The sequence below is a fragment of the Nonomuraea jiangxiensis genome (assembly GCF_900099965.1).
GTDB lineage: Bacteria > Actinomycetota > Actinomycetes > Streptosporangiales > Streptosporangiaceae > Nonomuraea > Nonomuraea jiangxiensis.
Genome location: NZ_FNDJ01000001.1, coordinates 245,683 through 258,197, shown reverse-complemented (window position 1 = coordinate 258,197; position 12,515 = coordinate 245,683). Strand labels below are relative to the sequence as shown.

Here is a 12,515-nt window from a genome sequence, read left to right as displayed (position 1 = left end):
GTGATTTTAACCAGTTTCCCGTCTCCGCTAGTGTCAAGCCTCGCGAGAACCCCATTCCCCTGGGAGCCCTCCCCCATGACGACAGCGTTCCGAGCGGTGCTGGCCTTCGCCCTGCTCGCCGGCTTCTACGTGATGGTCGGCGTCATCCTGGCCGCCGCCGTCTTCTTCGACGTCCTGCTCTTCGTGGACTTCCACGCCAACACCATCAAGATCGCGATCGTGCTCACCCTGGCCGCCGCCGCGCTCCTGCGGGCCCTGATCATGGTGAGCCGCCGCGGTGGCGACGAGCAGCCCGGCGTGCCGGTCGGGCGGGAGCACGAGCCGGTGCTCTGGCAGACGGTCGAGGAGCTCGCCCAGCGCGTACGCACGGCGCCCCCGGACGAGATCCGCCTGGTCGCGGAGGTGAACGCGGCGGTCTCCGAGGACACCCGCTGGCTGGGGCTGAAGGCGACGCGGCGGCGGATGTTCATCGGGTTGCCGCTGCTGCAGACGCTCACGGTGGACGAGCTGCGCGCGGTGCTCGGGCACGAGCTGGGCCACTACAGCGGTGCCCACACGCGGCTGGGCGCGCCGGTCTACCGGGGCCGGGTCTCCCTGATAGCGACCGTTCGGGGGCTGTCGAACCACCCGTTCATCCAGCGGCTGTTCACCTGGTACGCCAAGTTGTACCTCCGGATCTCGCAGGCCGTCTCGCGCAACCAGGAGCTGGAGGCCGACCGGTTCGCCGTCGCGATCGGCGGGCGGCAGGCGATGGCGGGCGCCCTGCGCAAGATCCACTCCACCGCGACGGGCTGGGACCTGTACGTCGCCGGCTACCTGTCCCTGACGGGCGCCGGCGGGGCCAGGCCGGCGGCGGTGTTCGGCGGGTTCCACGCGCTGATGAGCGACCCCGAGCGGCAGGCGGAGATCGCCGAGCTCGGAGCGGCCCCGGAGGAGACCTCACCCTACGACTCCCATCCCAGCCTGGCCGAACGCCTCGCCGCGATCGAGCACCTGCCGGAGCCGCAGCAGGTTCCCGATCCCCGTTCCGCGCTGACCCTGCTGCAGGACGCGAACGTGGCGGTGCAGGCGGTGGAGCAGTCGATGTGGACGCCTGAGGCCCTCACGACCCTGCGTCCGGCGTCGTGGGAGGACCTGGTGGCCGAGGGCATGTACGCCGGCCGCAACGCCGAGGCCCTGCACGACCTGGCGCTGGCCGGGCAGCAGGTGATGGGGGCCGCGCAGCCGTACCTGGACGCGGCCTTCGAGGCGATCGCGCGGGGCCGGCAGGCGGAGCTGGAGGCCAGGCTGCTTGAGCGCGGCTGGAAGCCGTCGGACACGCTGCTGTCCGGGGTGCTCGTACAGGCGCTGGAGGCGGTGCTGATCCAGCTCGGCCAGGCGAAGTGGACGCTGTCGTGGGCGGGGCCTGCGCGGTTGCTATACGACGACGGGGAGGAAGTGGCGCTGACGGAGTACGCGGCGCAGGTGGCGGCCAATCCGGCGGCGGTGGGCGGGTTGCGGCAGTGGCTGGGCGACCACGGCATGCGCCACGACTACGTCCCGGCAACTTTGGCCACCCCACCGACCCCCGGCACCCCACCGACCCCTTGGGCCGCCCCCGGCGCTCCGACGACCCCCGGCGCTGCGACGACGCCCGGCCCCTTGATGACGCCGAATCCCTTGACGCCGCCCGGTCCCTTGACGCCGCCCGGTTCTTTCACGCCGCCCGGTCCCTTGACGCCGCCCGGTTCTTTCACGCCGCCCGGTTCTTTGACGCCGCCCGACGGGCCGGCACCTGGGACCCCGATGGCACCCGGAGCACCGATGGCCCAAGGGGTCCCGATGGCGCACGGACTCCCAGCCCCGGCCCCGGCCCCAGCCCCAGTCCCGGACCCGGCCTGGGCCCCACCCCCGCGCTGAGCCCCACCCCCGCGCTGAGCCCCACCGCCACGCTGAGCCCGCATGCGCTGAAGGAGGAGGTACAGGCAAGGCACCTGCTCCGGGGCCTGGCTGGCGCAGCGCCGCTTCCAGGTCGTGCGATGCTCGCGACGGGCGGCCCGTACCGCCCCACCACCCCCTCCGCCCGCGTGCGGCGGCCCCGCCGTCAGGTCGTGGACCTGCCCTGCACACCACGGATCTGAGCCCGCAGCCGGAGCGGAGTCCCTCCAGCCTTTACACCGGAAACCCTGATATCTGAGCTAGCCCCCCAGATCGCACGGGACGCATCAGACAACTTCCAGCCCAGGGCTTGACACAATTTTCATGGAGTCCATTATTAATCTCGTCCCTCCCGCGACTCCCGCGACTCCCGGGATCCCAACGAAGCCCTCGCGGAGCCGTGGGAACATCCCCCACGATCACTCACCACCCCCTCAGGAGCCATCGTGAAACGGGTCATCGCCCTCCTCGCCTTCCTGTGCGCGGCGGTCCTGGTCGCGCCCTCCGCGAGCGCCGCCGCCGTGCCGAGAGACACGACCGTGACCTACGCCCCCAGCACCGACGACATCGCCAACCCGGAACGGGGCTTCTACCACCACACCGGCGACTGCGACAAGAACGACTTCTCCCTCGCCACCCTGCAGAGCTACCGTACGAACCAGCACATCTCCCTCGTGATGTGCATCTTCTACCTCTCCGACTTCAAGACCGCCCCGATCAGCCAGGCCGCGCTGGACCAGTTGCAGCAGCAGTTCGACACGGTACGGGCGGCGGGCCTGAAGACGGTCCTGCGCTTCGCGTACACCACCTCGACCGACGGCGACGACGCCGCCCCGGAGCAGGTCCTCGCCCACCTCGACCAGCTCGCCCCCTACCTGCGGGCCAACGAGGACGTCATCTACCTCATGCAGGCCGGGTTCATCGGGGCGTGGGGCGAGTGGTACTACTCCCAGCACTTCGGCAACGAGGGCGTCATCAGCGCGACCGACTGGGCCAACCGCAAGGCCGTCGTCGACAAGATCCTCCAGGTGCTGCCCTCGACGCGGATGGTGCAGCTCCGTACGCCCGCGTTCAAGCGCACGATGTACTCGACCGACCCGGTGCCGCCCGGCCAGGCGTTCAAGGGCTCGGCCCGGGCGCGGCTGGGGCACCACAACGACTGCTTCCTGGCCAGCCCGGACGACTACGGCACGTACGTGGACGCCGCCGTCGAATATCCTTACCTCGGGGCCGACACCCAGTACGTGGTGATGGGCGGGGAGACCTGCAACCCCAACCCGCCCCGCTCCGACTGCCCCACCGCCAAGGACGAGCTGTCCCGCTTCCACTGGTCCTACCTCAACACCGACTACCACTCCGGCGTGCTGAACGGCTGGAACACCGGCGGCTGCCTGCCGGAGATCACCCGTAGCCTCGGCTACCGCTTCACCCTGGGCACCGGCACGTACCCGGCCACGGCCAAGCGCCACGGCCAACTGCCGATCACCATCACCGTCAAGAACGACGGGTACGCCTCCCCCGTCAACCCGCGCAAGGCGGAGCTGGTCCTGCGCGACACCGCCACCTCGGCCGTGTACCGGGTCCCGCTGAACACCGACCCGCGCAAGTGGCAGCCGGGCACCACGACCACGGTCACCGGCAAGGTCAAGCTGCCCGCGTCCGTCCGCGCCGGCCACTACGCGCTCCTGCTCGACCTCCCGGATCCCGAGCTCCCCGACCGTCCCGAATACTCCATCCGCCTCGCCAACCAGGACACCTGGGAGCCCGCCACCGGCCTGAACAACCTCCACCACACCATCACCGTGCGCTGAGCCGCCCGGCGAGCTGAAAACCGTTTGCCGGCTGCTACGCCGACGAGCAGGATCGCGGGATGCGCATCGAGTTCCCCAGGTACGCCCCGGGCGACACCGACCTGCTCGTCGGCTTCCTGACCGGCGAGGACTGGCCCTTCCACGCGGGCACCCAGCAGGCGGACGCGATCAGGCGCCGCGCCGCCGACGGCCTCTTCGACGACGCGGAGAACAGGACGTTCTGGGTGCTCGCGGACGGAGAACACGCGGGCCTGATCAGGTTGCAGGACCTCGCGGACGACACGCCCATGTTCGACCTCCGGATCCGGCACGCCCGGCGGGGCCACGGCCTCGGCACTGCCGCGCTCGTCTGGCTGACCCGCTATCTGTTCACCGAGTTCCCGCAGGTCCTGCGGATCGAGGGGACGACCCGCCAGGACAACCGGGCGATGCGGGCGGTGTTCCGCAAGAGCGGCTACGCCAAGGAGGCGCACTACCGCCAGGCGTGGCCGGGCCACGACGGCACCCTCCACGACTCGGTCGGCTACGCGATCCTCCGCCGCGACTGGCTCACCGGCACGGTCACCCTCCCGGACTGGGACGACGAACACCACTGAACGGGCAAGCGGCAGTCCCATGCCACACAAGGAGGCTGACCCCGCCCCCGAGATCACCGATCACCGATCACTGAAGGCGGCATCCAGTATGTCGGCGGAAGTCTGTTATGTTAGGCGCCGACGCGGGGTGCCCGGCGATCCGGGCTGAGATCACACCCGTTGAACCTGATCTAGTTCGGACTAGCGAAGGGACGTCATCGGTGACCGATGTTCCCATGACCTTCTGCGACGACGTGTGGCAACGCACCGCCGATCTGGTGCGCGCCATCCACGACCACCCTTTCAACACCGCCCTCGGCGACGGCACCCTCGAACGCGACCGTTTCGCCTTCTACATCGTCCAGGACGGCCGCTACCTGGAGGCCTTCTCCAAGACCCTGGCCACCGCCTCGGCCCGCGCGACCGACCCCGCGGACGCCGCCTTCTACGCCCAGAGCGCCCACACCGCCCTGGCCGCCGAACGCATGCTGCACGCCGGATACCTCTCGGAGTTCGGCCTGACCGCCGACGAACTGGCGGGGATCGCCACCTCGCCGACCTGCCTGGCCTACGCCTCCTACCTCCAGGCCACGGCGCTCACCGCCCCCTACCCGGTCCTCGCGGCGGCGGTGCTGCCGTGCTTCTGGATCTACCAGGACGTCGGCACGGCACTGGTGGGCAGATCGGGCCCCGACCACCCGTACCACAAGTGGATCTCCACCTACGCGGACCCCGACTTCGCCGCCTCGGTAGACCAGGCCAAGTCCATCACCAACCGCCTGGCCGCCGCAGCCGACCCGCCCACCCGAGCGGCCATGGTGGAGGCGTACTGCCGAGCGGCGGCGTACGAGTGGATGTTCTGGGACAGCGCCTGGCACCGCGAGCCCTGGCCCACCAACCGCTGGCTCTCCCCCACCCCCGACCCCGCAACGAGCCTCCTCACGGGAAGCTGACGGCTTGATGGCGAGGCGGGTCCCCTCGGTCACGCCTCGATCGTCAACATCGCCCGCAGGTCGCGCACTGCCGGACGGGTCTGCTGGTCGATCGGCACCGCACGCAACACCATCCGCGCCGTCTCCATGACGTGATTGGTGCGATAGGGCGTCGGCAGCGCGTCGAACACCTCCGCCGCGTGCCGCACGCCCTCATCCACACCGCCCAGTTCGACCGTGCACTGGTTCTGGTGGAGCAGCACATTCGTCAGGACCTGATACGACCGTTCGGGCGCTAGGCGCAGCACCCGCTCGCGCGCCCGAGACGCGGCCCGCTCATCACCCGCGCTGCTGTAAACCCAGCTCTGGGCGAACGGGATGGCATCTTCCTTCCAGAACCCGAAGTCATCACCCTTGAGGCCGCCTTCGACAAGATCCACCAGCGTTCGCAGCTTCTGCGCGGCCTCTCGGTGGCGGCCCAGCATGGCCAGCGCCTCGGCTTCGGCCGTCAGCATCCGTGGCCACGGCCGTCTACTGATGCGCTCGGCCTGGGCGATGAGAAGCAGGACGGTTCCCGGGGAGCGCTGCCCGTACAGTCCCTGACCGGCCTCTTCCGCGCGGACCAGCAGTTGCAGGTCCACATCTTTGGAGGCGTCCGCCATCCGCCGGGACGTGCCCCACCACCGGATCGCCTGCCCATGATCGCCCAGCCTTGTCAGGGCGTTGGCCTGCACGTTCGCCAGTATCGCCGCCACCCGGTGCAGCTCGATCCTTTCATCGGCGGGAATGGCCGCCATCTGCTCCCACAGCGCATGAAGGTCGATGGCGAGGTGGTCCACCACCTCGGCGGGAGGACGCGTCCGGAGTGCGTGCAGGTGGTCTTCACGAACGATCTGCCATTCCTCAATGCTGCGGTGTGGATCCGCCATCCGGTCGAGCAACTGCCGGACCGATTCGCCATAGCCGAAAATCCCGGCGCTGGCGGCCAACTGCAGCAGCCGTCGGCGGTTCGTGACGTCCTCCCCGTCATCGTTGGCGGTCATCTTCAGAGTACGTACTGAACCCATCTCAGCAACAGTCTGACGAAAGTCGACCATCTCACCATTTGTGGCATGGGACTCAAATGCCGCGATTAGTTCGCCGTTTGCGTAGAGCACCTCATCCAGCTTCAACGCCACGGACCGAGACGGCATTCTCCGCCCATTCTCCAAGTCATGGACGTGACCTTTGCTGATGTTGGCCAATCGGCCGACGGCGCTAAGCGACCGCTTTCCCCGCAGGCGGCAGAGGATCTGGCCGAAAGTCTCGCCGCCGCCGTCCATGAATGCTCACCTACCTTGCCGTCGTTCGCCGCGAACGTCCGCCGACGTCTGCGGATGGCCCGCCCCTGGAGATGACGTTCTGCGGTGGCCAGGCTACTCCTGGGCACATCAAAGGCACGCCCGAAAAACCATAATCCGTCATCCCTCGCCGTGATATTCCGCTACCCCGGAGACGCCCGCCATGCACGAACGCGCATTGCCCGACCTGTCCAGCTGGATGGACGACGCCCTGCCTCGCGGGGAAATCCTTTATTGGTGGATTGCAGCCGAAAGCGATGATCGGGGTGCTGGCGGCGTGACCCTTTCCGGCAATCTGGCCGCAGCCCGACTCGTGAACGCGCTCACCCAACTGTCGCCCGGGGCCGACGGTTCCGTTGTACGGGTGGCGCTCGACAGGAGCGCGCGGGCGCCCAGTTATCGGCACGGGACGGTGCTGCTCAGAGTTCGCCGGGACGAGGTGACCGGCACGATCCTCTACCAAAGGGGGCCTGGCGCCAACCGGGCATCGGCGTCCAGCACCGCCGCCACTCGGCGCCGGAGTGCAACGGCCGGCGCTGTCCCGTTCTCCTCGCGGATCGCGATGGGTTCGGGGTCTTCGTCCGGCACGGAGAGCACTCCCAGCAGCGGATGAGAAAGTTTCACACACGGAGAGTCAGCATACGGTAACTTCTCGCGCATGCCTTCCTCTCGGCACGAGTCACTCCATCGCGTCTTCTGCGACACACCAGGGGCGTATACGCGTGCCTTCAAGACACTCGACATCGACATCCCGGAGCCCCGCGAGATCGAGGTCGTCGATACCGACATGACGGAGATCGAGCCGCTCGCGCGACGCGCCGACACGGTAATGGTCTTCACGTCCCGATTCGGCGCCAAGCACGCGGTCATCATCGAATCGCTTTCAAGGCGAAACGACGAAAGGATCTCCCACTGGACGTACTACATCAGCTACGCGCACATCAGGTACGGATGTCCGGTGACGCTTCTGGTGACCTGCCAGGACGCCATCACCGCCAGGTGGGCTCGTGAAACCAAGCCGGTAGGCCTGGGCGATTATCCGTCCCTCGTTGTACATCCCATCGTGCTCGGCCCAGACAACGTGCCGGAGATCACCGATCCGGCCGAAGCGAGAACGGACACGGTGCTCGCCATGTTCTCAGCCCTCACGCACACCCACTCACCTAAGGTCGATGCCATTTTGGCGGCCTTGGACACCGCGCTGGCCAGGATCGACCTGGACAGCGCCGCGTACATTGCCGAGCAAACCGAAATAGGCCTCGGAGACACCAAGGCCCGACAAATCTGGAGGCGGCTGATGAGCATGCAGAACTACCGGTGGAAGTCCGAGTTCGCGCAGATGCTTCGAGCCGAAGGTGAGGCCCGAGGCGAGGCTATAGGCGAAGCCCGAGGCGAGGCGAGAGGCGAGGCTCGGGGCAGGGTCATCGGCCAGGCCATAGGTGAGGCCCGTGGTGAGGCGAGGTCCGTGCTGAGGATTCTGGAAGAGCGTGGCGTGCCCGTCACAGAAGTGATCCGGCAGCGGATTCTGATGTGTGAGAACTTCGGCCTTCTTGAAGATTGGCTTGTCCGTTCTCTCAAGGCCAGTACTGTCGAGGAGCTATTCGACTGATTCCAGCCCGGCGCGCGGCGGTGGATCGGAGGCAGCGGGCGGGATGCGCTTCGGGTGCGACTGCCGGCCAACTCGCCCTGGGCTTGCCAGACCGGCTCTATCACCAGAGCCGAGGCCCAGTCCGGTTCAGTGCTTGCCGCGGGCGTCGAAGCGGGGATAGAAGTTCTCCTTCTCCCCGACCTTGACCAGGGTCTCCACGACCTTGCCCTTGAGGTTGACGACGCCGAAGCCGTCGCGGACAGGCAGGAGCAGGTGCTTCTCGTCGTACCAGCCGAACACGGGGAATCGGTGGGCCACCTTGATCCGGGTGACGGCCTTGCCGGTGGCGGTGTCCCACACGCAGGCCGACGACTCCAGGGAGTGGCACGCGGTGAGGAAGCGGCGGCCCGACGGGGAGAACGTGCCGAGCCCGTGGCTGGCGGGGCGGCCGCGTACCTTCCAGGTGCGCTTCACCGCGCCCTCAAGGTCGTACTGGCGGATGACGGACTTGCCGTTCTTGCCCCAGCGCACCACGACCCCCTTGCTGTCGCGGGTCCACTGGAAGCCGCCAACCGTGATCAAGGCCTTTTCGATGCGGATGAAGCGGGGCTTGAGCGAGGGCACGTCGATGAGCACGATGCCCTCGGACCGGGGTTCGGACCCTGGCTCGAAGACGTTGACCAGCAGGGTCCGGCCGTCCGGCGACCAGGTGGGCCACAACGTGTTCAGGTACTGGCCCGCCTGCTTCGGATCGGTCCTGACTGGCAATTCGACCTCCGTCGCCTTGCCGGTCCTGCGGTCGACGAAACGGACCGAAGGCTGGCCTTGGCGGCGATCCTGCAGGTGAACGGCTTGCCAGCGCTCGTCGGGCGAGACGGTGACCTGGCCGTCGATTTTGACGAACGCGCGTTTGGCCGGGTCCCAGGCCCGCTGACCCGGGCGGGGCCCACCTTCCGTGAAGTACGAGTAGAAGCTGAGCTGGACGGGGCGGCCGCTCATCTTGGCCACGATCTTGGCCGTCGTGTCGGGCAGCTTACCCACGGGCGGTTGCGCGGGCGGCGCGGCGAGTACGGCCGTCAGGGCCAGCGCCGTTCCTAAGTGCAGCATCCTGGTTCACTCCCCATTTCCCGATTGGTCACCGGATCTTACAAGATCACGTGCTGAGGATGAGGAAGAACGAGGGGACGGCCGGAGTGGGACGAGGCGGGACATGCTCATGACAAATGCCAGGCCGATGCGGGCGGCCCATTCTTGCGCTCATGGTCGCGGGCGCGAGTCCGCGTCTCCCATGGTGTCGGCGGGAGCCGAATCCGGCCCATGACCGGGTGAGCGCGAGAGGGCTGGAAAGCCCTCTCGCCCGGGGCTCGGGGCGAAGCCTCGAGCCCCGTTGGACACAGCCCGAGCGATAGCGAGGACCGCTCCGGGTGGGCTCCCGTCAGCCCACACCCCAGACGGGCAACGGGTGGGAGGCGAAGGAACGCCCGAGCGGTAGCGAGGACCGCTCGGGGTGGGCTCCCGTCAGGCCGTGGGGGTTAGCGGGTGTCGGAGTCGGTGTTGGACAGGGCGGCTCGGCCGGCTTCGAGGCGGGCTACGGGGATGCGGAACGGGGAGCAGGAGACGTAGTCCAGGCCCACGTCGTGGCAGAAGTGGATGGAGTCGGGGTCGCCGCCGTGTTCGCCGCAGATGCCCAGGTGGAGGTCCGGGCGGGCGGAGCGGCCCTCCTGTACGGCTATCTCGACCAGGCGGCCGACGCCCTCCCTGTCCAGGGTCTCGAACGGGCTGACGCCGAAGATGCCGAGGTCCAGGTAGCGGGAGAAGAAGGATGCCTCCACGTCGTCCCGGGAGAAGCCCCAGGCCATCTGGGTCAGGTCGTTGGTGCCGAAGGAGAAGAACTCGGCGGCCTCGGCTATCTGGGACGCCGTCAGGGCCGCCCTCGGGACCTCGATCATGGTGCCGATCAGGGCCTCCACGCCGACCTCCGCGAGGATCTTGGTGGCCTCCTCCCGTACCGACTCCAGCTCCTGTACGGCGGCCACCAGGGGGATCATGATCTCCGGGCGGGCGCCCGGGACCTCCTTGGCCGCCTGGGCGATCGCCCGCACCTGCATGGTGAACAGGCCCGGGATCACCAGGCCCAGGCGTACGCCGCGCAGCCCCAGCATCGGGTTCTGCTCGTGCAGGCGCTTGACGGCCGCCAGCAGCTTGTGGTCCTTCTTCGTCGCCTCATCCGTGGCGTCCTTGACGGACAGCTCGACGATGTCGGGCAGGAACTCGTGCAGGGGCGGGTCGATGAGGCGAATGGTCACGGGATCGCCGTCCATAGCCTGAAAAATCCCTATGAAGTCGGACTTCTGTAGGGGTTCCAGCGCGTCCAGGGCGGCCTGACGTTCCTCGTCCGTCGTGGCCAGGACCAGGTCCTCCACCAGCTGGCGCCGCTCACCCAGGAACATGTGCTCCGTACGGCACAGACCGATGCCCTGCGCGCCGAAGCGGCGGGCCCTGGCCGCGTCCTCCGGGGTGTCGGCGTTCGCCCGCACGCCCAGCCGCCTGGCCTGGTCCGCGTGGCTCATGAGCCGGTCCACCGCCTTGACCAGGTCGTCGTCGGGCTGCGCGCCCTCGAAGTATTCGACGACCGCCGAGTCCACCACCGGCACCTCGCCGAGGTAGATCTCCCCGGACGTGCCGTCGATGGAGATGACGTCGCCCTCCGAGACGACCACCCCGCCGGGCGCGGTGAACCTGCCCTGGCGGGTGTCCACCTCCAGCTCCTCCGCCCCGCACACGCACGTCTTGCCCATCCCGCGGGCCACCACCGCCGCGTGCGAGGTCTTGCCGCCGCGGCTGGTGAGGATGCCCCTGGCGGCGATCATGCCGGCCAGGTCGTCGGGGTTGGTCTCGCGGCGTACGAGGATGACGTCCTCGCCCTGCTCGCTCAGCTCCACCGCGCGGGCCGAGGAGAAGACGGCCTTGCCGACCGCCGCGCCGGGAGAGGCGTTCATGCCCTTGGCGATCTTGTGCTTGTCGGCGCCGCCGTCGAAGCGGGGGAACATGAGCTGCGCGAGCTGGTCACCGGTGACCCGGGTGACGGCCTCGTCGAGGGTGATCAGGCCCTGGTCCACGAGCTGGGTGGCGATGCGGAACGCCGCCGCCGCCGTACGCTTGCCGACCCGCGTCTGCAGCATCCACAGCTTGCCGCGCTCGATCGTGAACTCGATGTCGCACAGGTCCTTGTAGTGGTTCTCCAGGGTCTCCATGATCGCGAGCAGCTCGTCGTACGACCGTTTGTCGATGCGTTCGAGCTCCTCCAGCGGGATCGTGTTGCGGATCCCGGCCACCACGTCCTCGCCCTGGGCGTTCTGCAGGTAGTCGCCGTAGATGCCCTGCTGGCCGGAGCCGGGATCGCGGGTGAAGGCGACGCCGGTGCCCGAGTCGCTGCCCACGTTGCCGAAGACCATGGCCACGATGTTCACGGCGGTGCCGAGGTCGGCGGGGATGCGCTCCTGGCGCCGGTAGAGGATGGCGCGCGGGGCGTTCCAGGAGTCGAAGACGGCCATGACGGCCAGCCGCATCTGCTCGCGCGGGTCGGTGGGGAAGTCCTTGCCGGTCTCCTCGCACACGATGCCCTTGAACGTGTCCACCAGGCGCTGCAACTCGCCCGCGTCGAGGTCGGTGTCCTGGCGCCCGCCCTTCACCGCGTCCAGCGCGTGTTCGAACCGGTCGCCGTCGATGCCGAGCACGGTCTTGCCGAACATCTGGATGAGCCTGCGGTAGGAGTCCCAGGCGAAGCGCTCGTTGCCGCCCGCCTGCTTGGCCAGGCCGTGCACCGACTCGTCGTTGAGCCCGATGTTGAGCACCGTCTCCATCATGCCCGGCATGGAGAACTTGGCCCCCGAGCGCACGCTCACCAGCAGCGGGTCGTCGGCCTGACCGAGGCTGCGGCCCATCCGGGCCTCCAGGGCCTCCAGGTGCTCGGCGACCTCCTGCTCCAGGCCGTCCGGCTCGCTGCCTTCCGTCAGGTAATGGCGGCACGCCTCGGTGGTGATCGTGAAACCGGGGGGAACGGGGAGCCCGAGGTTGGTCATTTCGGCGAGGTTCGCGCCCTTACCGCCGAGAAGATCTTTCAGATGCCTGTTGCCCTCGGTGAAGTCGTAAACGTACTTGGCCACCACACGCTCCTATCCAACGCCTCTGCCCGGACTCTACCGGCGAAATTGATGATGAAACTGCACTCCTTGCGTAATTGTCCATTTGTGCTGGTAAACGGCCTGCAACAGGTCTAATCCAATTATAGACCTGGGAAGCGCAAAATTGGATTAGACCAATTGGTTTACACCAATTCTTGAGAAACGCGG

General features: G+C 68.1%; 8 protein-coding genes and 1 riboswitch. Of the genes, 5 read left to right on the top strand and 3 right to left on the bottom strand.

What is annotated here, in order from left to right; translation table 11 throughout:
- Nucleotides 1-75 precede the first annotated feature (75 nt).
- From BLS95_RS01105 to BLS95_RS01090, 4 genes are all read left to right on the top strand, one after another.
- A complete protein-coding gene (locus tag BLS95_RS01105) occupies nt 76-1,899 on the top strand; it encodes a M48 family metallopeptidase (protein ID WP_090928131.1) in 1,824 nt (607 codons plus the stop codon).
- A gap of 464 nt (nt 1,900-2,363) precedes the next feature.
- Nucleotides 2,364-3,728, top strand: coding sequence for a DUF4832 domain-containing protein (locus BLS95_RS01100; protein ID WP_218135529.1), 1,365 nt, complete (start codon nt 2,364-2,366; stop codon nt 3,726-3,728).
- 59 nt (nt 3,729-3,787) lie between these two features.
- A complete protein-coding gene (locus BLS95_RS01095; protein ID WP_090928127.1) occupies nt 3,788-4,324 on the top strand; it encodes a GNAT family N-acetyltransferase in 537 nt (178 codons plus the stop codon).
- A 113-nt stretch (nt 4,325-4,437) separates the two neighbouring features.
- A riboswitch (TPP riboswitch) is annotated at nt 4,438-4,533 on the top strand.
- Entirely contained in the window at nt 4,525-5,256 is a 732-nt protein-coding gene (locus BLS95_RS01090; RefSeq protein ID WP_245764751.1) for a TenA family protein, read from the top strand. (Overlaps the previous riboswitch by 9 nt.)
- 29 nt (nt 5,257-5,285) lie before the next feature.
- Here BLS95_RS01090 and BLS95_RS01085 read toward each other — a convergent pair whose 3' ends face one another.
- A complete protein-coding gene (locus BLS95_RS01085; protein ID WP_090928123.1) occupies nt 5,286-6,557 on the bottom strand; it encodes a helix-turn-helix domain-containing protein in 1,272 nt (423 codons plus the stop codon).
- Between the two features lie 676 nt (nt 6,558-7,233).
- Between BLS95_RS01085 and BLS95_RS01080 the strand changes: the two genes are divergently transcribed.
- Nucleotides 7,234-8,184 carry a hypothetical protein gene (locus BLS95_RS01080; RefSeq protein ID WP_090928121.1) on the top strand — a complete coding sequence of 317 codons (951 nt, stop codon included), beginning with the start codon at nt 7,234-7,236 and terminating at the stop codon, nt 8,182-8,184.
- 126 nt (nt 8,185-8,310) lie between these two features.
- On the opposite strand, the gene BLS95_RS01075 is transcribed toward BLS95_RS01080, so the two are convergent.
- Nucleotides 8,311-9,270 carry a TolB-like translocation protein gene (locus tag BLS95_RS01075; protein ID WP_090928119.1) on the bottom strand — a complete coding sequence of 320 codons (960 nt, stop codon included), beginning with the start codon at nt 9,268-9,270 and terminating at the stop codon, nt 8,311-8,313.
- A gap of 425 nt (nt 9,271-9,695) precedes the next feature.
- The gene (gene ppdK, locus BLS95_RS01070) at nt 9,696-12,329 is read right to left on the bottom strand and encodes a pyruvate, phosphate dikinase (RefSeq protein WP_090929069.1); all 2,634 of its coding nucleotides are present in this window, start codon (nt 12,327-12,329) and stop codon (nt 9,696-9,698) included.
- Nucleotides 12,330-12,515: the final 186 nt, after the last annotated feature.

Coding starts and splice junctions, on each gene's coding strand:
- BLS95_RS01105 (WP_090928131.1), top strand. CDS start 76: ATGACGACAGCGTTCCGAGCGGTGCTGGCCTTCGCCCTGCTCGCCGGC.
- BLS95_RS01095 (WP_090928127.1), top strand. CDS start 3,788: ATGCGCATCGAGTTCCCCAGGTACGCCCCGGGCGACACCGACCTGCTC.
- BLS95_RS01085 (WP_090928123.1), bottom strand. CDS start 6,557: ATGGACGGCGGCGGCGAGACTTTCGGCCAGATCCTCTGCCGCCTGCGG.
- BLS95_RS01080 (WP_090928121.1), top strand. CDS start 7,234: ATGCCTTCCTCTCGGCACGAGTCACTCCATCGCGTCTTCTGCGACACA.
- BLS95_RS01075 (WP_090928119.1), bottom strand. CDS start 9,270: ATGCTGCACTTAGGAACGGCGCTGGCCCTGACGGCCGTACTCGCCGCG.